20 protein-coding genes and 1 tRNA gene are annotated in these 21,365 nt (G+C 72.0%); 13 read left to right on the top strand and 8 right to left on the bottom strand.

Going from position 1 to position 21,365, the window contains the following annotated elements:
- The first annotated feature begins 230 nt into the window (after nt 1-230).
- The 4 genes from ACFY1J_RS01150 (at nt 231) to ACFY1J_RS01135 (ending at nt 5,047) form a co-directional block, all read left to right on the top strand.
- On the top strand, nt 231-1,562 hold the full coding sequence (locus ACFY1J_RS01150) for an ABC transporter substrate-binding protein (protein WP_390706754.1): 1,332 nt from the start codon (nt 231-233) through the stop codon (nt 1,560-1,562).
- Nucleotides 1,559-2,584 carry a carbohydrate ABC transporter permease gene (locus ACFY1J_RS01145; protein ID WP_390706755.1) on the top strand — a complete coding sequence of 342 codons (1,026 nt, stop codon included), beginning with the start codon at nt 1,559-1,561 and terminating at the stop codon, nt 2,582-2,584. The genes ACFY1J_RS01150 and ACFY1J_RS01145 overlap by 4 nt, the downstream gene beginning before the upstream one ends.
- A complete protein-coding gene (locus ACFY1J_RS01140; protein ID WP_390706756.1) occupies nt 2,581-3,486 on the top strand; it encodes a carbohydrate ABC transporter permease in 906 nt (301 codons plus the stop codon). Before ACFY1J_RS01145 ends, ACFY1J_RS01140 begins: the two co-directional genes overlap by 4 nt.
- Before the next feature lie 127 nt (nt 3,487-3,613).
- Complete coding sequence (locus ACFY1J_RS01135) at nt 3,614-5,047, top strand: GH1 family beta-glucosidase (protein WP_390706757.1); 1,434 nt, start codon at nt 3,614-3,616, stop codon at nt 5,045-5,047.
- Between the two features lie 115 nt (nt 5,048-5,162).
- On the opposite strand, the gene ACFY1J_RS01130 is transcribed toward ACFY1J_RS01135, so the two are convergent.
- From ACFY1J_RS01130 to ACFY1J_RS01110, 5 genes are all read right to left on the bottom strand, one after another.
- Nucleotides 5,163-5,414, bottom strand: coding sequence for a hypothetical protein (locus tag ACFY1J_RS01130; RefSeq protein WP_390730355.1), 252 nt, complete (start codon nt 5,412-5,414; stop codon nt 5,163-5,165).
- Nucleotides 5,414-5,554, bottom strand: coding sequence for a hypothetical protein (locus ACFY1J_RS01125; RefSeq protein WP_390730354.1), 141 nt, complete (start codon nt 5,552-5,554; stop codon nt 5,414-5,416). Before ACFY1J_RS01125 ends, ACFY1J_RS01130 begins: the two co-directional genes overlap by 1 nt.
- 238 nt (nt 5,555-5,792) lie before the next feature.
- Nucleotides 5,793-7,253, bottom strand: coding sequence for a cellulose binding domain-containing protein (locus tag ACFY1J_RS01120; protein ID WP_390706759.1), 1,461 nt, complete (start codon nt 7,251-7,253; stop codon nt 5,793-5,795).
- Between the two features lie 109 nt (nt 7,254-7,362).
- Nucleotides 7,363-8,766 carry a sensor histidine kinase gene (locus ACFY1J_RS01115; RefSeq protein ID WP_390706760.1) on the bottom strand — a complete coding sequence of 468 codons (1,404 nt, stop codon included), beginning with the start codon at nt 8,764-8,766 and terminating at the stop codon, nt 7,363-7,365.
- The gene (locus tag ACFY1J_RS01110) at nt 8,763-9,470 is read right to left on the bottom strand and encodes a response regulator transcription factor (RefSeq protein WP_390706761.1); all 708 of its coding nucleotides are present in this window, start codon (nt 9,468-9,470) and stop codon (nt 8,763-8,765) included. The genes ACFY1J_RS01115 and ACFY1J_RS01110 overlap by 4 nt, the downstream gene beginning before the upstream one ends.
- A gap of 132 nt (nt 9,471-9,602) precedes the next feature.
- On the opposite strand from ACFY1J_RS01110, the gene ACFY1J_RS01105 reads away from it, so the two are divergent.
- Entirely contained in the window at nt 9,603-10,115 is a 513-nt protein-coding gene (locus ACFY1J_RS01105) for a hypothetical protein (RefSeq protein WP_390706762.1), read from the top strand.
- Between the two features lie 54 nt (nt 10,116-10,169).
- On the opposite strand, the gene ACFY1J_RS01100 is transcribed toward ACFY1J_RS01105, so the two are convergent.
- Nucleotides 10,170-11,039: a spermidine synthase gene (locus ACFY1J_RS01100; protein ID WP_390706763.1), complete on the bottom strand. Its 870-nt coding sequence runs from the start codon at nt 11,037-11,039 to the stop codon at nt 10,170-10,172.
- A 44-nt stretch (nt 11,040-11,083) separates the two neighbouring features.
- Entirely contained in the window at nt 11,084-11,488 is a 405-nt protein-coding gene (locus tag ACFY1J_RS01095) for a hypothetical protein (protein WP_390730353.1), read from the bottom strand.
- Nucleotides 11,489-11,753: 265 nt separating this feature from the next.
- On the opposite strand from ACFY1J_RS01095, the gene ACFY1J_RS01090 reads away from it, so the two are divergent.
- Complete coding sequence (locus ACFY1J_RS01090; protein ID WP_390706765.1) at nt 11,754-13,193, top strand: hypothetical protein; 1,440 nt, start codon at nt 11,754-11,756, stop codon at nt 13,191-13,193.
- An 806-nt stretch (nt 13,194-13,999) separates the two neighbouring features.
- Here ACFY1J_RS01090 and ACFY1J_RS01085 read toward each other — a convergent pair.
- Nucleotides 14,000-14,596: a histidine phosphatase family protein gene (locus ACFY1J_RS01085; RefSeq protein WP_390706766.1), complete on the bottom strand. Its 597-nt coding sequence runs from the start codon at nt 14,594-14,596 to the stop codon at nt 14,000-14,002.
- Nucleotides 14,597-14,787: 191 nt separating this feature from the next.
- On the opposite strand from ACFY1J_RS01085, the gene ACFY1J_RS01080 reads away from it, so the two are divergent.
- The 7 genes from ACFY1J_RS01080 to ACFY1J_RS01050 all read left to right on the top strand — a co-directional run bounded on the left by ACFY1J_RS01080 (nt 14,788) and on the right by ACFY1J_RS01050 (nt 21,289).
- Nucleotides 14,788-15,762, top strand: coding sequence for a phosphatase PAP2 family protein (locus ACFY1J_RS01080; protein WP_390730352.1), 975 nt, complete (start codon nt 14,788-14,790; stop codon nt 15,760-15,762).
- A complete protein-coding gene (locus tag ACFY1J_RS01075) occupies nt 15,659-16,882 on the top strand; it encodes a hypothetical protein (RefSeq protein WP_390706768.1) in 1,224 nt (407 codons plus the stop codon). The genes ACFY1J_RS01080 and ACFY1J_RS01075 overlap by 104 nt, the downstream gene beginning before the upstream one ends.
- Nucleotides 16,873-18,462, top strand: coding sequence for a hypothetical protein (locus tag ACFY1J_RS01070; RefSeq protein WP_390706769.1), 1,590 nt, complete (start codon nt 16,873-16,875; stop codon nt 18,460-18,462). The genes ACFY1J_RS01075 and ACFY1J_RS01070 overlap by 10 nt, the downstream gene beginning before the upstream one ends.
- Nucleotides 18,459-19,796: an AAA domain-containing protein gene (locus tag ACFY1J_RS01065; RefSeq protein ID WP_390706770.1), complete on the top strand. Its 1,338-nt coding sequence runs from the start codon at nt 18,459-18,461 to the stop codon at nt 19,794-19,796. The genes ACFY1J_RS01070 and ACFY1J_RS01065 overlap by 4 nt, the downstream gene beginning before the upstream one ends.
- A 315-nt stretch (nt 19,797-20,111) precedes the next feature.
- On the top strand, nt 20,112-20,483 hold the full coding sequence (locus ACFY1J_RS01060) for a hypothetical protein (RefSeq protein WP_361614231.1): 372 nt from the start codon (nt 20,112-20,114) through the stop codon (nt 20,481-20,483).
- A 160-nt stretch (nt 20,484-20,643) separates the two neighbouring features.
- A complete protein-coding gene (locus ACFY1J_RS01055) occupies nt 20,644-21,225 on the top strand; it encodes a bifunctional DNA primase/polymerase (RefSeq protein ID WP_390706771.1) in 582 nt (193 codons plus the stop codon).
- Nucleotides 21,216-21,289 (top strand) — tRNA-Lys (locus tag ACFY1J_RS01050). The genes ACFY1J_RS01055 and ACFY1J_RS01050 overlap by 10 nt, the downstream gene beginning before the upstream one ends.
- Nucleotides 21,290-21,365 lie beyond the last annotated feature (76 nt).

The raw sequence follows: 21,365 nt of genomic DNA, 5'->3' as shown, positions 1-21,365 counted from the left end.
CGACCGAAGTTAGCTAACAGCCCGATAACTGAACACAGCGCTCCTCGTCCGCTCCCTTGACACCCCGCCTCGGACCGACGACTCTTCAACACATCACCTGTGGGAGCGCTCCCACAGTACCTGACACATACACATCCCGCACGTTCCCCGCCCGAGCCGCAGCGAGTACGAACGGGCCCAACCAGTGCAGTTGGCCGGGGGGTCGGCACGTCAGGCAACAGGAGGACGCAATGCGCACGAGTACCCGCCGGTCCCACAGGCTGGTGGCCCTCGCGGCCGTCGCCGCACTGGCCACGGGACTGCTGGCCGGCTGCGCCAACGACTCGGACGACGGCTCGTCCAACTCGGACAACGGCGGCAACGGCAGTGGCAAGGGCAAGACCACACTGACCATCGGGACCTTCGGCGTCTTCGGCTACAAGCAGGCCGGCCTCTACGACGAGTACATGAAGCTCCACCCGGACATCAACATCAAGGAGAACGTCACCACCCGTACCGATGTGTACTGGCCGAAGGTGCTGACGCGGCTGCAGGCCGGTTCCGGCACCGACGACATCCAGGCGATCGAGGTCGGCAACATCACCGAGGCCGTGCAGACGCAGGCGAACAAGTTCGTGGACCTCGGCAAGGAGGTCGACAAGTCCCAGTGGCTGGACTGGAAGCTGGCGCAGGCCACCACCAAGGACGGCAAGACGATCGGGCTCGGCACGGACGTCGGTCCGATGGCGATCTGCTACCGCAAGGACCTGTTCAAGAAGGCCGGCCTGGAGACCGACCGGACCAAGCTCGCCGCGCAGTGGAAGGGCGACTGGGCCAAGTACGTCGACCTGGGCAAGGAGTACATGAAGAAGGCGCCCAAGGGCACCAAGTTCGTGGACTCCGCCTCCTCGGTCTACAACGCGGCCCTCGGCGGCGGCAGCGAGCGGTACTACGACAAGAACGGCAACGTCATCTGGGACAAGTCCGACGGCGTGAAGAAGGCCTGGGACGTCGCGATGACCGTGGCGACCAGCGACATGTCGGCCAAGCTGAAGCAGTTCGACAAGCCGTGGGACCAGGGCTACGCCAATGGCACCTTCGCCACGGTGGCCTGCCCGGCCTGGATGATCGGCTACATCGAGCAGAAGTCCGGTGACTCCGGCAAGGGCAACTGGGACGTGGCGGCCGCGCCGACCGCGGCCAACTGGGGCGGCTCCTTCCTCGGCGTGCCGACGGCGGGCAAGCACCAGAAGGAGGCCATCGCCCTGGCCAAGTGGCTGACCGCGCCCGAGCAGCAGGCCAAGGTCTTCGCCAAGCAGGCCAGCTTCCCGTCGACTCCGTCGGCGTACGCCGGCCTGAAGCCGGCCGCGGACACGACCTCGTACTTCTCCGACGCGCCGATCACGCAGATCTTCGCCGACTCGGCCAAGACCATCCCGGTCCAGTACTTCGGCGTCAAGGACCAGCCGATCAACACCGCGCTGACCGACGTCGGCATCCTCCAGGTGGAGCAGAAGGGCAAGTCCCCGGCCCAGGGCTGGGACGCCGCCACCAAGGAGATCAAGGACGTGCTCGGCCAGTGACCAGCCCCAAGCAGGCTCTCGCGCAGCCCGCGTCGAGCGCCGACGCCGCGTCCGGCTCCCAGCCGGGCGCGGCCCGCGGCGCTCACGGTCGCGGTGGGCCGGCGGGCGCCGACTCCTGGCGCAGCCGGCTGTACCGCTGGGACATGAAGGCGTCGCCGTACGCGTTCGTCGCCCCCTTCTTCGTCCTCTTCGGGGCCTTCTCGCTGGTCCCGCTGCTGTACACGGCCTGGTACTCGCTGCACGACGTGCAGCTGTCCTCGCTGGACCACCAGACCTGGGCGGGCCTGGACAACTACAAGAACCTGTTGTCCTCGGACTTCTTCTGGAACGCCCTGCAGAACACCTTCTCCATCGGCCTGATCTCCACGGTGCCGCAGTTGCTCGCGGCGATCTGGCTGGCGCATCTGCTCAACTACAAGCTGCGCGGCTCGACCGTGTGGCGGGTCGTGATGCTCACCCCGTACGCCACCTCGGTGGCCGCGGCGACCCTGGTCTTCACGCTGCTGTACTCCTGGGACGGCGGCATGGTCAACTGGGTGCTGCACTTCTTCGGGGTCGATCCGGTCAACTGGCGTGAGTCGGACTGGGGTTCGCAGTTCGCGGTGTCCTCGATCGTGATCTGGCGGTGGACCGGCTACAACGCGCTGATCTATCTGGCGGCGATGCAGGCGATCCCGGCCGACCTGTACGAGTCGGCGGCGATCGACGGCGCCAACCGCTGGCAGCAGTTCCGGCACGTCACCGTCCCGCAGCTGCGGCCGACGATCCTGTTCACGGTGGTCGTCTCCACCATCGGCGCGACCCAGCTCTTCGGTGAGCCGCTGCTGTTCGGCGGGGTCAGCGGTTCGAAGGGCGGCTCCGAGCACCAGTACCAGACGCTCGGCCTGTACATGTACGACCAGGGCTGGATCATCGGCAACCTCGGCAAGGCGTCCGCGATCGCCTGGTCGATGTTCCTGATCCTGCTGATCATCGCCGTGATCAATCTGGTGCTCACCCGACGTCTGAGGAAGACCCAATGACGACCAGTGAACTGACGATTCCGCAGGCGGCGAAGGGCACCTCCGACCGCAGGCCCGGGCGCCGCCGGGTGATGGGCGCGGGCAAGCAGCTGCACGCCGGTCCGGTCACCTATGTCGTGCTGGTCGTGTTCTCGCTCGTCTCGCTCGCGCCGCTGGTGTGGACGGCGGTGGCCGCCTCGCGCACCGACCGCAGGCTGGCCGAGACGCCGCCGCCGCTGTGGTTCGGCGGCAATCTGTTCAAGAACCTGCAGGCCGCCTGGGACCAGGCGGGGCTCGGCACCGCGATGTTCAACTCCACGCTCGTCGCGGGCGCGATCACCGTCTCCACGGTGCTGTTCTCCACGCTCGCCGGCTTCGCCTTCGCCAAGCTGCGGTTCCGGTTCTCGGGCGTCCTGTTGCTGCTGACCATCGGCACGATGATGATCCCGCCGCAGCTGGCCGTCGTACCGCTGTATCTGTGGATGTCGGACCTGGGCTGGTCGAACCAGTTGCAGACGGTGATCCTGCCGAGCCTGGTGACCGCGTTCGGCACGTTCTTCATGCGGCAGTACCTGGTGCAGGCGCTGCCGTCCGAGCTGATCGAGGCGGCCCGGGTGGACGGGGCCAGCAGCATCCGGATCGTGTGGCACGTCGTGTTCCCCGCGGCACGGCCGGCGATGGCCGTACTCGGCCTGCTGACCTTCGTGTTCGCCTGGAACGACTTCCTGTGGCCGATCATCGCCCTGAACCAGCAGAACCCGACCGTGCAGGTCGCGCTCAACTCGCTCGGTACCGGCTATGTCCCGGACCAGGCGGTCATCATGGCGGGCGCGCTGCTCGGGACCCTGCCGCTGCTCATCGCCTTCCTCCTGTTCGGCAAGCAGATCGTGGGCGGGATCATGCAGGGCGCGATCAAGGGCTGAGCCCCACCCGGCCCGTGCCGAAGGCCCGGGGGGCCGGGCCACCGCCGCCCGCCCCCCACATGCCCCTCCCCCTCCCCTTCCCCCCACCCACCCGTCGGTCTCCACGACCTCTTATGGGAGCGCTTCCATGACTGAACCCATTACCTCCGTGACCTTTCCTCCCGCCTTCCTCTGGGGCGCCGCAACCTCCGCGTACCAGATCGAGGGGGCGGTGCGGGAGGACGGCCGCACGCCCTCGATCTGGGACACCTTCAGTCATACGCCGGGCAGGACCGCCGCAGGTGAGACCGGTGACATCGCTGTCGACCACTACCACCGCTACCGCGACGACGTGGCGCTGATGGCGGAGCTGGGCCTGAACGCGTACCGGTTCTCGGTCTCCTGGTCGCGGGTGCAGCCGACGGGCCGGGGGCCTGCGGTGCAGGTGGGCCTGGACTTCTACCGGCGTCTGGTGGACGAGCTTCTCGCCCATGGCATCCGGCCCGCGATCACCCTCTACCACTGGGACCTGCCGCAGGAGCTGGAGGAGGCGGGCGGCTGGCCGGAGCGGGACACGGCTTACCGCTTCGCCGAGTACGCGCAGATCGTCGGCGAGGCGCTCGGCGACCGGGTGGAGCAGTGGATCACGCTCAACGAGCCGTGGTGCAGCGCCTTCCTGGGGTACGGCTCGGGTGTGCACGCTCCGGGCCGTACCGAGCCGGCCGCCGCCCTGAGGGCCGCGCACCACCTCAATCTGGCCCACGGGCTGGGTGCTTCGGCCCTCCGCTCGGCGATGCCGGCCCGCAACTCGGTCGCGGTGAGCCTCAACTCCTCGGTGGTGCGCACGGTTTCCCAGGGCCCGGCGGACCTGGTGGCCGGCCGGAAGATCGACGACCTGGCCAACGGCGTCTTCCACGGCCCGATGCTGCATGGTGCCTATCCGCAGACGCTGTTCGAGGCGACGGCCCAGATCACCGACTGGTCGTACGTCCTCGACGGCGACCTGCGGACCATCAACCAGCCGCTGGACGCGCTGGGCCTGAACTACTACACCCCGACGCTGGTCTCGGCCGCCGATCCTTCGGACACGTCCGCCCGGCGCGCGGACGGACACGGCGCCAGCGAGCACTCCCCCTGGCCGGGCGCGGACGACGTGACCTTCCACCAGACGCCGGGCGAGCGCACGGAGATGGGCTGGACGATCGACCCGACGGGTCTGCACGACCTGATCATGCGCTACTCACGGGAGGTGCCCGGCCTGCCCCTGTACGTCACCGAGAACGGCGCGGCCTACGACGACAAGCCCGACCCGGACGGCCGCGTCCACGACCCCGAGCGCATCGCCTATCTGCACGGCCATCTGTCGGCGGTACGCCGCGCCATCACGGACGGCGCGGACGTGCGCGGCTACTACCTGTGGTCCCTGATGGACAACTTCGAGTGGGCGTACGGCTACGGGAAGCGCTTCGGCGCGGTGTACGTGGACTACGCAACGCTGGCCCGGACCCCGAAGTCGAGCGCACGCTGGTACGCACGAGCGGCCCGAACGGGCTCCCTGCCGCCGCTGGAGCCCACGGCCTGACACCCCATGAACAGGGCGAGGCACCCGGAGGGGAGTGCCGCGCCCGCTCGGCCGAGCAGTGGCAAGGGCCCCGCGGAGTGGGACTCCGCGGGGCCCTTCTCCGCGCCACTGCCGGTCACGACTCCGCGAACAGCTCCTCGGCACTTGCGGCGGTGAGGGCACGGTCGAACCAAGTGCCCAGGATGTCCAGGTCGGTGCAGGCGGTGACCCGCTCCCGAACGGCCTCGGGGACCTCGATGCCACGCCGGTCGAGGATACGGAGGATGTCCTCCGCGCGGCCCTCCGCGCGGCCTTCCGCGCGGCCCTCGATGAGGGTTTCCTCGATGAGGGTGCCGCTGCCGGGGAAACGCGGGGTGTATGTGGCCATCAGGTTCCTCCACAGTTGACGAGGGGCTGGATCGCCATGGGCTCGGGGAAGGGGATGCCCGCCCTGGGGAGGGCTCGAGCCAACAGGCCCGGATCCTCCCGGAAGATCTGGTGCATCGCCTCGTGCGCTGAACTGACCATGTGACTGAACGTAGGGGGATGCCGGTGTGGCAGTGGCTGTTGTTGAGTGCGTTCAGCCATACGGATGAATGTGCCGCTGGCCTATGCCGAATATTGTCGCGCGAGCTCGAACCGTGTGGCGTTGGCCATCGGCGTACGGGACGACGGGCAGCCCTGCGGCTCCGCCAAGGATGGCGAGGGGCCGGAACAGTGTCGTTCCGGCCCCTTTCAGGATCCCGACAAAGCTGTGATCTGTCCGTCAGCCGATCGCCCCGAAGGCCTTCGAGAAGGCGGACTTGTCCTGGGTGATGGAGCTGCAGGTTGCGTCCGCGGTGGGCTTGGGGCCGCCGTCGCACTGCTTGTCGCGGGTTGCCGACCACATGGACAGCCAGCCGATGCCCTTGGACTTGGCGAAGTTGACCAGCTGGGTGGCGTCGTCGACCTTGAAGATCTCGGAGGAGACGTCGTTGACGCCGATCATCGGGGTCACGGCGACCGTTTTCCAGGCCGCGCTGTCGGAGAGCGCCAGCACGCTCTTGACCTGGGCCTGGGTGGCGGTGGCGGCCTGTTCGGCGTAGGTGCCCATGTCGCCGCTGTAGGCGGGGCCGTAGTCCATCGCCATGATGTTGACCGTGCTGATCTTCACGCCGTTGGACTTGGCGTTGGACAGGAGGTTCACGCCGTCCTGGGTCAGGCCCTCGGGCATCACCGGGAGGGTGAAGGAGACGTCCAGGTTCGGGTGCTGCGCCTGGAGCTTGGCTATCGCCTTGGCGCGCAGGGTGTTCGCCGCCGTGTTGGGCAGTGCGCCGCCCTCCACGTCGAAGTCGACCTTGGTGAGCTTGTACGCGTCCACGGCCTTGCCGTACGCCGCCGCCAGCGCGTCCGCCGAGGAGCAGGTCGTCGCCAGTTCGGAGCCGGAGGCGCCGCCGAAGGAGACGCGGACGTCGCCGCCCTTGGCGCGCAGCGCGCCGATCTGGTTGGCCACGCCGTCGCTCGCCAGGTCCGTCACCCCGCCCCACTTGGGCGTGCAGCCTCCTCCGTCCGTGATGAAGGCGAGGTTGTAGTTCTTCACGCCGGTCGCGTTCGCGCTCGCCACCAGGTCGAAGGCCGGGTAGAGGGAGGTGTCGACGTAGGGGGCGAAGCCGGCGGAGGTGGTCGTGCCGGTGCCGGTGCTCTGGGACGGGGAGGCCGTGGCCGTCGGGGTGGGAGTGGGGGTGGGGGTTGTGCTGTGCGTGGGCGTCGGGGTTGGGGTCGGTGACTGCGTCGGGCGGCCGGTCGGCTCTGGCGTCGCGGTGTCGTCGGCGGAACACTTCGCGTTGTCGATACGGCAACCGGACGGGTCGCCGGTGCCGTTGACCACGAAGCCGACGGTGACCGACTTGCCGGGCGCCAGACCGTCCGTGTCCCACTTGGGGGGCTTCACGGTGACGTGCTGCCCGCTCACGCTCGACTCGCCGTTCCACAGGGAGCTGAGCTTCGCGCCGGCCGGCAGGTCGAACTCCAGCGTCCAGTCCTTCTCCGTCTGACCGCTGTTGTTCGTGACGACGTACTGCGCGGTGTAACCCGTCGACCAGTCGCTGGTCTTGGTGTACGCGGCGCCGACACCCGCGGCCTGCGCGATACCGCTGAACATGACCGCTCCGCCGCCGACCACGGCCGCGGCCACCAGACCGCCGATCGCCTTGTTCCTGCCACTGATCCTGCGCCGGTGGATGCTCATCCTCGTGCCTGCCTTCACTGTTCCGTGGGGTGAGGTGCGGCAGACGCTAGCGGCAGGGATTCGGACAAACGGCCTGATAGGGACGGCGGTTGGGGATCTTAGGGTGCGCTTAAGGAAGGGATCGGGACCGGTTAAAGGTCGAGACCAATTTGCCGGAACGGCGGCGGCGAACGGCCCCCCGGTGTCCCCTGCGCACCGGTTCCCGCCCGTCCAGCTGGATCCAGATGCGCACCTCGGTGCCGCCGAGGACGGACGAGCCGATCCGCACGTCCCCGCCCGTCGACTCGGCGAGCCGGCGCACGATGTCCAGGCCGAGGCCGGTCGAGCCGTCCGTGCCGGAGCCGCGGCCGCGGGCCATCGCCGCCTCGGGGTCGGGTATGCCGGAGCCCGCGTCCGAGACCAGCACGATCACCGCGTCCTCGCCGTTGTGCACGTCCACCGCGAAGGCCGTGCCCTCCGCGGTGTGCCGGAAGACATTGCCGAGCAGTGCGTCGAGCGCGGCGGCCAGGTCGGCCCGGGCCACGGGTGTCCGCACCGGCCGCCCGACCCCGGCCACCCGCCACTTGCGGCCCTCGTCCTCGGCGAGCGCCGACCAGAACTCCATCCGCTCCCGGACCACTTCGGCCGCGTCGCACCCGGCGCCGGGGCCGGCCGCGGCGGTCTGCGGCTTGGCCTCCCGTGCCGTACGGATGATCGTGTCGACCTCGCGCTCCAGCTGGGCGACCGCGGCCCGGGTCTGCTCCGCGGCGGGCCCCTCGCCGAGCGAGGCCGTGTTCAGCCGCAGGACGGTGAGCGGGGTGCGCAGCCGGTGGGACAGGTCCGCTGCCAGCTCACGCTCGTTCGCCAGGAGTTGGACGACCTGGTCGGCCATGGAGTTGAACGCCACCGCCGCCAGCCGCAGTTCGTTCGGCCCTTCCTCAGGCACCCGCGCCCCGAGCTTCCCCTCCCCCAGCTCGTGCGCGCCCTCGACCAGCCGCTGCGCGGGCTGCACCATGCGCACGCCCAGCCGGTCGGCGACCGCGACCGAGCCGAGGATCAGCGCGATGCCGACGACGGCGAGGACTCCCCAGGCCGTGCCGACGCCATTGCTGACCTCGGACTCGGGGACGTACACCTCGACGACGGCGATCGCGCCGGAGCTGAGCGCGACCGGCTGGAGCAGCGTGGAGCCGCCCGGCACCGCGGTGGTGGAGGCGCGGCCCAGCCGGCGCACGGTCACGATGTCCCGGTTCGCGGCGCGCTGCCGGCCGATGTCGACGGCGGCCGCCGCGTCCACGGCCGGTATGTGCACCGCCATCCCGGCGTCGGCGCCCGCCGAGGCGACCACCCGCTCCAGCTTGTCGCGGTCGGTGGTGATGGACAGGGCGGGGGCGACCGCCGCGGCCTCCCGCTCCGCGTTGGAGAAGGCGCGGTCCCGGGCCATCTCCTTGATGACGAGCCCGAGCGGGACGGCGAAGGCGACCACGACCATCGTGGTGACCGCCAGACAGACCTTGACCAGTGCCCACCTCATCGCGCCGGCTCCGCTTCCCCGGGTGGCTCCAGCTTCACGCCGACACCGCGCAGGGTGTGCAGATAGCGCGGCCGCGCCGCCGTCTCGCCCAGCTTCCGCCGCAGCCAGGACAGATGGACGTCGATGGTCTGGTCGTCGCCGTAGGACTGCTGCCAGACCTCGGCGAGCAGTTCCTTGCGCGGAACGACGACGCCGGGGCGACCGGCCAAGAAGGCCAGGAGGTCGAACTCACGGCGGGTCAGATCGAGCCGGATGCCGTCGAGTTCGGCCTGGCGGCGCTGTGGGTCGACGCTCAGACCGCCGACGCGGATGACGGCCGACGGCGGGACGTCGGCCGCGGACGCCCGGGAGCGGCGCAGGACCGCGGCGATGCGCGCCGACAGGTGCTCGACGGAGAACGGCTTGGTGAGATAGTCGTCCGCCCCGGCGTTCAGCAGCCGGACGACCTCCGTCTCGTCGTCCCGGGCGGTGGCGATGATGACCGGCACATCGGTGATGCCGCGCAGCATCTTCAGGGCCTCGGAGCCGTCCAGATCGGGCAGGCCGAGGTCCAGGATGACCACGTCGAAACGGAAATGGGCGACCTCGCGCAGCGCCTCCAGTGCCGTACCGACGCTGCGCACGGTGTGCGAGGCGTCGGTCAGATGCCGGATGAGCGCCGAGCGTACGAACTGGTCGTCCTCGACCACGAGCACACTTGCCATGCGCCGCACCGTACGCCATGGGAGCGGCGCAGGTCCGGCCCTGTGGACAACCGCCTGTGGATAACTCGGGTCGACTCGGGTCGACTCCGGCCGGATGCGCGCCATGGGGCGCCTGAGGCAGTATGGCCGACGATGCGCAGAGGACTCGTACACATACTGGCTTGGTCGCTCGCCACGGGCGCGGCGGTCACGCTGTCGTGGTGGGGCGTCCATACGGTGATGGCGGGCACGGCGTACGACCCGCCACGCGCCCTGCCCATCACGGCGGCGGACGCGACGACGCAGGGCTCGAAGCCGCTGGCATCCGCGACGTCCCGGCCGCCCACCGCATCCGCGTCACCGTCGGACAAGCCGTCCACGACCGGCTCGCCGGCGCCCTCGCGGAAGCCGGCGACGAACGCCACCGTCTCCCCCACCGCCTCCGGTCAGGTCAAGAGCTATGACACCGCCGGCGGGCGGGCGGTCTTCGACCTGGGCAGGACCAGCGCGACGCTCGTCTCGGCGACGCCGGGCACCGGCTGGTCGATGCAGGTGTGGAAGACGGAGACGTGGATCCGGGTGGAGTACAGCAAGGGCGCGGACCGGGTGTCGGTGTTCTGCACCTGGCACGACGGGCCACCGCATGTGGAGGTGAACACCTACTGACGGCACCGCCGCCGGCAGCGCCACCAAACACCGGACACGCCACCGCCGCCCAGGTCAGCGGAACACGGAGGGCGGTGGGGCCGGGGAGGCCACTGCCGCCTCGTCCGTCACGGGTACGGCGCCGCCGGTGAAGTCGGTGAGCTGTCGGCCGTGTTCGACCCGGCCGGGGTGCGGGTCCGAGGCGGCCCGGCGGGTCAGTTCGGCGAGCGGCAGGGGGCGGTCGGAGGCGACGAGGACCGCGTTGCCGAACCGTTTGCCGCGCAGCACGGCCGGGTCGGCGACGAGGGCGAGCTCGGTGAACCGGGCGGCCGCGGTGGCGATCTGGCCGCGCAGATGGGCGAGCGGCGGTCCGTCGGCGAGGTTGGCGGCGTAGACGCCGGTGGGGTTCAGGACGCGGCGGACCTCGTCGAGGAACTCGGTCGAGGTGAGGTGGGCGGGTGTGCGGGCCGCGCTGAACACATCGGCTATGACCAGGTCGGCCCAGCCGTCCGGCACCTTGGTCAAGCCCTCGCGGGCGTCCACCGACCGCACCCGGATCCGGGTGCCGGGGTCCAACGGGAGTTCCCGGCGGACCAGTTGGACAAGGCTCGCGTCGCGCTCGACGACCTGCTGGGTGGAGCGGGGGCGGGTGGCGGCGACGTACCGGGCGAGGGTGAAGGCGCCACCGCCGAGGTGCACGGCGTGCACGGGGCGGCCGGGCGGGGCGACCAGGTCGATGACGTGTCCGAGCCGCCGCTGGTACTCGAAGAAGAGATAGGAGGGGTCGTCGAGGTCGACATGCGACTGCGGGGCGCCGTCTATCAGCAGGGTCCAGGCCCGGCTCCGGTCGGGGTCGGGTATGAGCTGCGCAAGCCCTCCGTCGACGGTCTCCGTGACGGCCTCGACGGCGGCCGACCTGCGACGCTGGTTCCTGGACTTGCCCACGCCACCATTTTCGCAGGTGGGTGTGGGGCGTGCCGCGCGGAGCCTCAGCGGCAGCTGTCCGCGGCCTCGATCAGTCGCGCCGCTTCCCCGAGGGCTCTTCGCAGCTCCACCGGATCCGTCGCGAGCTCGGCCTCGCCGGGGGGCAGCAGCCAGTCCGAACCCTCCAGCGGGGGCTCCGGATCCAGGCTCAGTCCGCGGCCGTTGGTCTCCGTGCACGTGCTCCCGGGGACGTCCCACGCGGCCGCGGTGCCCGGCGGCACGAGGAAGCCGAGCGTGTCGCACCCGTCGTCGTGCAGTACGGGCCCCACCGCCTCCCCGGCCCCCCGCCGCAGGATGTCGACCGCCTCCAGCCCCTGTCTGGCCGGCACCGTCACGAGGTCGCACGCCGGTTCCGACGGCGTACACGGATCGTCGTGCGTACAAGGATCGTTGCTCTGGCTGGTCTCCATCCCGGCCTCCACCACGCCGCCCGCTTGCAGTCCATGAGGTCCAACGCGGCACGGCGTCAACGGCTACGGCACAAGTCAGCCGCAAAGGATGGCAGTTCATGGCAGATCGTGGATGAGATATCCGGTTTGTAGCTAAACACTGCGTGGCGGACCGGACACAGCAGGTACGTTCGTGCCCGCCGGAACCAGGGTGTCGTACGGGCGACTCAGCCCGTTTTGCACCGTATCCGGCGCGGTTCGACGGTTCGCACGAGAGGACCCGGCCATGGCGTCGTCAACCGTGACCTCGTCACAGCCCGAGCGGCCACCACGGCCGAATCTCGCCTTCCGGCAGCTGCGCGGCCGGCGGTCACCCGCCGAGTTCGCGGCTCTGGTGCGGCGGGCCGCCCGTGAGATCGGCGAGCGGGTCAGCTGTGACGCTCGTTACATCGGCCGGGTCGAGGCGGGCGAGATCCGCTGCCCGAACTATGCGTACGAACGGGTGTTCCTGCACATGTTCCCCGGCCGCACGCTCGCCGACCTCGGCTTCGCGCCCCGCTCGTCCGTCCGCGGACGCGGGGCGCGCCCGGCCGAGGACGAGCCCCCCTCGCGCATCACGCTCCCGGCGTTCGCCACGTGTGAGACGCGGGGGGCCCACGAGCCGTATGACACGCAGAACCCGTACGTAACGCACGAGAACCACGAGGAGAGCGACGTGCTACGTCGCGCATTCATGACCGGCGGGGGCGCCACGGTGGCCGCCGCGCTGGGCCCGTTCGGGCTCACCATCGACGCCGCGGCCGCCGACCGGCCGAGCCGCCGCGCCGGGTCCGGGGAGGCGTCAGCCCTTGAGGAGGCCGTACGCAGAATCCGGCTGCTCGACGACCGGCACGGCGCGGACGGCCTCTACCGGCGCGCGGCGGCTCCGCTGCGCGCCGCGTACGAGCTGCTGGACGCCGGTACGACCCGGCAGACGACCGCCGACCGGCTGCACTCCGGCGCCGGTGAACTCGCCATCTCGGTGGGCTGGCTGGCGCACGACTCCGGGCGCTTCGACGACGCCCGCTCGCACTACGCGGAGGCGCTGGCGACCGCCCGGATGATCGGCGACGACGCCCTGGAGGCGCACGCCTTCTGCAACACGGCGTTCCTCGCGCGGGACGCGGGCCGGCCCCGGGAGGCGGTGCGGGCGGCACAGGCCGCGCAGCGGGCGGGGCGGTCACTGGGCTCCGCGCGCCTGATGTCGCTGCTCGCGCTGCGCGAGGCGGGCGGCTGGGCGGGGCTGGCCGACCGCACCGGATGCGAACAGGCGCTGGCCCGCGCGCAGGCCCTCTACGAGCGGGGCCACTCGGACGCCGATCCCGAGTGGATGAGCTTCTACGGAGAGGCCGAACTGGAGGGACTGGAGGCGCAGTGCTGGTCGACGCTGGGCGACTGGCCGCGCGCCGCCCGGCACGCCCATCGTGCCGCGCAGCTCCAGGACCCCCACTTCACCCGGAACATCGCCCTGTACACCGCCGAACTCGCCGACGACCTCGCGCGCGGGGGCCGCCCCGACGAGGCGGCACTGGCCGGAATGCAGGTCCTCGACCTCCTGGAACAGGTCCAGTCCTCCCGCATCCAGACGATGCTCGCGGGCACGGCCCGGGTACTGCTGCCCCACCGGCGCGCGTCGGGGGTGTCGGAGTTCCTGGAGAAGCACACCTCACTGCCACGTTCGGTGTGAAGCGGGCCGGCGGGCCGCGGGTATGGCGGGCGGCGTTCGAGGACGGAGGGGCGGTGTTGGCGTGCGACAGCCGGTGTTGACGCACGCCCATGCCTCACGCCGTACGAGCGGGCGATTCCGCGGACTGCAGACGGGTGGGCGGGTACGGCGAGGGCGACTGGCCGCGCGGGGCGGGCGGTTTTCGCGTACGAGTGCCGGTCTTGGCGCACACCGGCGGAGAAGCCGCACCACGGCACGGTTACGCAGACAGCGGACGGCGAGCCCGGGGTACGGCCGAGCACGCTGGCGGCAGGTCGCCGCGTACGACCGGCGGATCTCGCGTACGACGGGTGCCGTTGACGCTGCGTACGGGGGGGGCGGGCTCCGCGCACGGGAGGCGGCTGCCCTGGGCACGGCGAGCGGGACCGGCCCAACGACAGCCGCCGACCGCCGCTTGCAACAGTGCACTGCTTCCCCGGCCGACCAGGCAGTTGCCGCGCACGGGGAGGCGGCCGGCCCGGGCACGGCGAGCGGGACCGGCCCAACGACAGCGGCCCGTTGCCGTGTAGGGCACGGCGGTCGCATGCGAGCGATTGCCGCGCGCGGCAGGCGGCCGGGACAGGCCGAGCGGAACCCGCCAAGCTACGGCGGACGACCGGGACAGGACGACCGGGTCCCCGTCGAGCTGCGCCGCCCGGCGCGTGCGGTCGGCGTTTGCCGTGCGCGGCAGGTGGGCCGTCGAAGGTGGCCCCGTGCGCGCGGGGGCTATGAGGTCTACGGCGGCCGCGGCCGGCGGGCCGGCTGGTGGCCCCGTACGCGCGCGGGGGCTACGCGGCCAGGTGGCCCGAGTCGTTCCAGCTTTCGAGGGCCGGGGCTCCGTAAGCCCAGCCCAGGATCGACAGGGACGTGGGGTTGAGGCGGATGCGGGCCGCGAAGTCCAGGGGCAGGCCCAGCCATCTCGCGCCTATGGAGCGCAGGATGTGCCCGTGGGCGAAGACCAGGACGTCGCGGTCGGCGGACCGGGCCCAGGCGACCACCTCGTCCGCCCGCGCGGTCACCTCGGCGAGGGTCTCGCCCTCGGGCACGCCGTCGCGCCAGATCAGCCAGCCCGGCCGGACGGCCTGGATGTCGTCGGGGGTCATGCCCTCGTAGGCGCCGTAGTCCCACTCCATGAGCGTGTCCCAGACCTCCGCGCGCCCGCCGAACCCGGCGAGTTCGCACGTCTCACGCGCGCGTGCCAGCGGGCTGGTGCGCACGTCGACGCCGGGCAGCCCGTCGAACGGTGCCCGGTGCAGCCGCTCGCCGAGGAGCTTGGCACCCCGCCGTCCCTCGTCCAGGAGCGGCACATCGGTCCTGCCGGTGTGCTTGCCGGACAGCGACCACTCGGTCTGTCCGTGCCTGGCCAGCAGGATGCGCGGTGCCATGGGCGACCTTTCCGGGCGGAAATCGGAGGCGGAACCCCTCCATCATCGCGCACCCTGTGCGGGGGCAACCCGGTGGGCGATCTCTGCGTCTTTGAGGGCTGGAGCACCCCATGAGGGGCGAGCGCGTACACCGTAAAGTGTCACGGTCGGCCCACCGGGCGCCGCGGAACAAGAAGGGGGAGGGCGATCGGATGCCGCAGACCGAGACACCGGGCACCGAGGTGTCCCCGAGGACACGGCTGCGCTGGTGGACCGAGCTGCCGCTGATCCTCCTGGTGTACGGCTGCTACTCGGCCGGCCGTCTGCTCGCCCGCGGCGACGTCTCCGGCGCAGTGGACCACGGCCTGGCGATCCTGCGCATCGAGAAGGCCCTGCACCTCAACGCCGAGCACCCGCTCAACCGGCTGTTCACCCGCGAGGCATGGCTCGGCGTGCCGGCCGACTTCTGGTACGCGTCGCTGCACTATCTGGTCACGCCCGTGATCCTGGTCTGGCTGTTCCGCAAGCGCACGCAGTTCTACCGCGCCGCCCGCACCTGGCTGATGACGTCCACGTTCATCGGCCTCATCGGCTTCACGCTACTGCCGACCTGCCCGCCCCGGCTCCTCACCTCCGGCCACGGCTTCGTCGACACGATGGCCCAGTACAGCTCGTACGGCTGGTGGGGCGGCGAGGCCAGCGCCCCGCGGGGCATGGGCGGCATGACGAACCAGTACGCGGCCATGCCGAGCCTGCACGTGGGCTGGGCCCTGTGGTGCGGTGTGATGCTGTGGCGCTACGGCGGCACGCGCGTGGCGAAGTTCTTCGGCATCGCCTACCCGCTGCTGACCGCGATCGTGGTCATGGGCACCGCCAACCACTACTCCCTCGACGCGGTCGCGGGCGTGGCCGTGATGGGCGCCGGCCTGCTGCTCGCGCCGTACATGATGCGCGTCGCGGACATGGTCCGGGCGCGGCCGGCCCCGCGCACTCCGGTCGTCACGGCACACTCCGGCGGCTCAGGCTCCCCGATTGTCGGCGCAGGTTCCTCGATTGTCAGTGGCGGATGCCAGACTTCCGCGGGTGAGCGAATTCCACGGCAGCGCGAGGAGCGGATCGGATCCGCGGCCGAGCCGGACGCCTCTTCCACGGACGCGGGGGACGGCGCTCCGGCAGCGGCTCGCTGAGCTGCGCGGACCGGACGTACCGGCCAAGGCACTGGACGCGCGCGCCCTGGCGGCGCTCGCCGCGAACCCGGGGTGCCGACGGCGCGCGATCCTCGACGGCGCCGGAGTGGACAAGGTGGCGCTGGCAAGCGCGCTGGGCGCGCCGTCCGCCTTCGGACAGTCGCAGTTCGCCCTCACCCGGGGCAACGCGTTCGAGGCACGGGTGAAGGCCGACGGCGGCGCGGAACTGCTGCGGCTGGCGCACACCCGGCTGGACCCGGGCGCCGAACCCCCGCACGAGGCGCGGGTGCCCGACCTGTCCGCCATCGGCCCCGAGGGGCGCACCGCGCGTACGGCGCTGGCGCTGCGCGAGGCCACCGAGGCGCGCGGCGGCTGGACACTGCTCGACCACCCGATGCTCGCCCTCGACGTCGCGGGCTCCCCCGCCTTCCTCGAGCCGGACGCGGTGGTGGTGCACCCGGACGGCAGCTGGACGGTCGTGGAGATCAAGTCCTTCCCGCTGCTGGACGGTTCGGCGGACCCGGCGAAGGTCGGCGCGGCCGCACGGCAGGCCGCGGTGTACGTGCTGGCGCTGGAGGAGGTCGCCGCGCGCCTGGAGCCCGTCCCGCGCGTGCGCCACCGGATCCTGCTGGTCTGCCCGAAGGACTTCTCCAACCTCGCCACCGCCTCCGCCGTCGACGTGCGCAAACAGCGCGCGGTCACCGCCCGCCAGCTGACCCGCCTCACCGGCATCCAGGACATCGCCGACGCGCTGCCCGAGGGCACCTGCTTCGCCCCGGACCTGCCGGCCGAGGAGCTCACGGCCGCGGTCGACGCGGTCCCGGCGACGTACGCGCCCGACTGCCTGGCCGCCTGCGAACTGGCCTTCCACTGCCGGGAACGCTCCCGCGCGGCCGGCGCGGTGACCACCCTGGGCCGCCCGGTCCGCGCCGAACTGGGCGGCCTGACCACGGTCGACGAGGTCCTGTCGGCGGCCCGCGGCGAGAGCGGCGACCCGGACGACCCGGCGGTCGCGGCGCTGCGCCGGGCGGCCGCCCTGCGGGCCGAGGCACTGGCGGGCGCCGGTCAGGGGGCGCTGCCCGGCGCCCGGACCGGTCAGGAGGTGGTCCCTTGTCCCTGATCGCGACTCTCGCCCGGCTGGAGGCCATCAGCACCGGCCGGGCCGGTCCCGCCGCCACCGTCCGGCACCGGCATCTGTCCGACCGTCCCCTGGTGTTCGTGCCGCTGACCACCTCCGGTGAGGCCGGTGCCCCGCTCGGGGCGCTGGTCGGCACCGACCGGGACGCGCCGCGCCTGCTCGTCGTACCGCAGCCGCGCGACCGTGACCTGCGCTTCGCGTTCCTCGCCGAACTGGCCGACAGCGTCCTGCCGTACATCGACGACTACGCCGATACGGTCGAGGCCGCCGAGCGCACCGAGACCGACCCGGAGACGGGCAAGCGGGTCAAGGTCGAGGTCGAACTGTGCGCGGACGCCCCGCAGTTGATCGTCCCGGGCCGCGCGGGCATCGACTTCGTACGGCTGCTGGGCCGCTCCATGCGGTTCCGGCGCACCGCCGAGCAGGAGCCCGAGGCCCCGTATCCCGCGCCGCCCCGGGTGCCGCTGCTCGGGCGGTGGCTGACCCACTTCGGGGAGCGGGCCCGGGTGCCCGGCTCCTCGCTGCTGCTGGCCGCGACGGACGTGCTGGCCCGGCACTGGGCGACCGGGCAGTCCGGCCTGGAGGACCAGCACCTGGGCGCGCTGCTCGCCTGGATCGACCCGCCCGAGGGCGAGAGCGGCGCCGAGGCGGCCCTGCGCGCCGGGCATGCGCGGGACGCCGACGACCAGCTGCTGTGCCCGCCCGCGGGCCCGGCCACGGACCCGGCGTTCGACAACAAGCTGCTCGCCCCCGCCTTCGAGCGCTACGACCGCGCGCGTACCGCCCTCGCCGCCGCCGAGGACGGCATGCAGGCCGACGACCGGCTCGGTGTGCTCACCGCCGCCGAGCGGGAGATCCGGGCGCTGGTGGAGAGCCGTACCCGGCCCACCTGGGACGCGGTGTGGCGCGGCATCGACCTGCTGCGGGCGCTTCCGGAGGGCGCGCACGTCGAGGAGCGGTGGACCCGCGACCGCTGGTCGTTCACCGGTCACCGCGACCGCGTCGTCGCCGGGGAGCCCCCGCAGCCGCGCCGCGACGACGCGGTGACGGCCGCGGGCAAACTCGCCACGCGCGAGCGTGAGCAGGCCCGGCTGGAGGCCCAGGAGGCGCTGGACGACCCGCTGGTGATGGCCGGGCGGCAGCTTTCCGGGGAGGCGTTCGCTGGCGAGGTCGTCGATGTGGTCATGGCGTACAGCGAGGGCAAGCGGCCCAGTCCGCGCCCGCTGGTCACGGTCCGCACGGACGACCGGCCGCATCTCGGGGAGCGGGCGAAGGTGTACCGCTCGCTGGGCGGGAAGCCGCAGGCGGCCGAGTTCGTCGGACACGAGGGCGAGGGGCTGGTCGTGCTGCGGATCGTCGACAAGATGGGCCGCGGCAAGGAGCCGGAGGAGGGGTCGGTGCCGGAGAAGGGCGACCGGCTCTGCTTCACGCTGTTCGAGCACGAGCAGCGGGGCGGCGCCAAGCTGCCCGACCAGGAGCAGACACCGTGGACGCACGGCGGGCCGCCGGGCGAGGCGGTCACCGAGGCCGCCGACGCCGTGACCGAGGAGGACGTCCTGTGACCGCTCCGGCCTTCGACCCCGGTACGGCCGCCGCGCGCGCCACCGACGCGATCCTCCACGACACCCTGCACGGTATCGACCGGGGCGTGGTCGTGGACTCTCCGCCCGGCGCCGGCAAGTCCACGCTCGTCGTCCGCGCGGCGCTCGAACTCGCCGACGCCGGGCGCCCGCTGATGGTGGTCGCGCAGACGAATGCCCAGGTCGACGACCTGGTCGTACGGCTCGCCGAGAAGAGCCCCGAGTTGCCCGTGGGGCGCCTGCACAGCAGCGACGCCGAGCCGTACGACAAGGCGCTGGACGATCTGCCGAACGTACGGAAGTCGGCGAAGGCGGCGGACCTGGCCGGCATCCCGGTCGTCCTGTCCACCGCCGCGAAGTGGGCGCACGTCAAGGTGGACGAGCCGTGGCGGCACGCGATCGTCGACGAGGCGTACCAGATGCGCTCGGACGCGCTGCTCGCCGTGGCCGGGCTGTTCGAGCGGGCGCTGTTCGTGGGCGACCCGGGGCAGCTGGACCCGTTCGCGATCGTGGGCAGCGAGCAGTGGGCCGGGCTGTCGTACGACCCCTCGGCCTCGGCGGTGTCGACGCTGCTCGCGCACAATCCGGAGCTGCCGCAGCACCGGCTCCCCGTGTCCTGGCGGCTCCCCGCGTCGGCGGCCCCGCTGGTCTCGGACGCCTTCTACCCCTACACGCCGTTCCGCAGCGGCACGGACCACGGCGACCGGCGGCTCACCTTCGCGGTCCCGTCGGACGGCTCGGGCCCGGACCGGGTGATCGACGAGGCGGCGGAGTCCGGCTGGGGCCTGCTGGAACTGCCCGCGCGGCACACTCCGCGGACCGATCCGGAGGCGGTGCGGGCGGTGGCGACGGTCGTACGACGGCTGCTGGACCGGGGTGGCGCGGCCACGTCGGAGCGCTCGCCCGAGCCCGCTCCCCTGACCGCGGACCGGATCGCGGTCGGCACGGCGCACCGGGACCAGGCTGCGGCGGTGCGGGCGGCCTTGGCGGAGCTGGGCGTGCCGGACGTCACGGTCGACACGGCGAACCGGCTGCAGGGCCGGGAGTTCGACGTCACGGTGGTCCTGCACCCGCTCTCCGGCCGCCCCGACGCCACCGCCTTCCACCTGGAGACGGGCCGCCTGTGCGTCCTCGCCTCCCGGCACCGTCAGGCCTGCATCGTGGTCTGCCGAGCAGGCGTGACCGACCTCCTGGACGACTACCCGTCGACGGAACCGGTCCAGCTGGGCACGGTCGTGAAGTTCCCGGACGGGTGGGAGGCGAACCACGCGGTACTCGCACACCTGGCCGAGCACAAGGTGGTCTGGCGGCCGTGACCGCACCACCGGCATCTGCCCAGGCAGGCCATCAGCCCGCCGCCGCCCCATCCGCCGGACGGAGTCCGGCACGCCCCCGGAGGCGGCCAATGAATACAGCCCGGACGGCTGGGAGGCGAACCACGCGGTACTCGCACACCTGGCCGAACACAGGGTGGTGTGGCGGCCCTGACCAGCGCGGCCCGTAGACCGCCCGCAGACCCGGGCGACAGCCGTACAGCGCGCTCCCCATGGCCCCTTGCGCGGGCGCGCGACAATGGACGGTGGCCCACCCCGGAAGGCGGCGCCCATCGAACCGTACGAGGAGGAGAAGACATGGCGGAGCCCACGCCGCGTCGGAACGAACCGCGGCTACGCCCCGCGCCCCTGCTCTTCGAGCCCGTGGAGGCGGTCTCCGACCCTGAGCACTTCTTCGACCTGGAGTCGATCGAGGATCCGCGTGCCCTGCTGGCGCGGGCGACAGAGCTGATGCAAGCGTTCAGCGCGGCCACCGACCGGGCGATGGAGTACCAGGCCATCGCCGCGGCGCAGCTGGCCGACCCCCGGCGGTTCGACCGGCTGACCCCGGCGGACATCGCGGAGCGCGCGGAGTGGACCGAGGACTACGCCAGGAGGATGGTGGAGTTCGGGCGGGACCTGATGCGCGGCGCCGGCGCCGAGGGCCGGGGTACTGCCGATCCCGTGTGAGCGTGTGACCGCATGAGCGGGTGAGCGGGTCGGCGAAGGCGCCGCAGGCAACCCGCGCGGCATATGCCAGGCGGGCAAGATACCCCTCCCCACCCCCTCCCGTCCCCGTTTTCCGCAACCCTCCGGAAGTGCCCGCTCACCGCCGGTAGATGTATTCCCCATGAGCAGCACACGGAATGTCACCTCCGACGGCGCCACCTGGCTCGCCTCTGCCGGAACGTATCCGCGCGGCACACTCGCACTCTGGGCGGAGCGCCCGGACGCACCGGTGGTCCTGCCCTGCGGCGCCGCCTTCGACGTGGTGAACGTGCCGGTGGTCTTCGGACGCCGGATGCTGGACCGGCTGTGGGACGAGGGCCCGGGATCCGGGCCGGTCGCGGTGTTCCGGGGCCGGATGCTGCTGTTCGCCGCGCCGGGCACGGCCCAGCGGCTGCCCTCGCTGCTGGCCTGGGAGGAGTGGGGGACGCGGCAGGGCGTCAGCGGCCGGACAGGGGGCGTGCCTCCCCTCATCTGCCACGGCACCGGAGACGCCGTGACCGTCCCGGCGCTCACCGGCGACGGTGCTCCCGCCTCCGGCGGCTCCCGCTGGCTGGTCGCCCCCGACACCCGGCACCCCTGGCTGCCCGGCCCCGAGGTCCTGCTCTGGGCGGCCGTACGGGCGGCCCGCGCAGGCGTGCGGATATCGATTTTTCCTCCCGCCGATCAGGATGCTAAGGTCTACGACGTCAGCAGGCGCCGCTAGCTCAGTTGGTTAGAGCAGCTGACTCTTAATCAGCGGGTCCGGGGTTCGAGTCCCTGGCGGCGCACGCATCCACGATGGCGGGTCGGGTTCGGGAGAACTCGGTCCGCCATTGTTGTTACCTCAACCTTCCGTGCACGCCG

Origin of the sequence: Streptomyces sp. NPDC001406 (assembly GCF_042895285.1) — a bacterium.
GTDB lineage: Bacteria > Actinomycetota > Actinomycetes > Streptomycetales > Streptomycetaceae > Streptomyces.
Note: the sequence above shows the minus strand (reverse complement) of the source record. Positions and strands in the feature narration are given on the sequence as shown.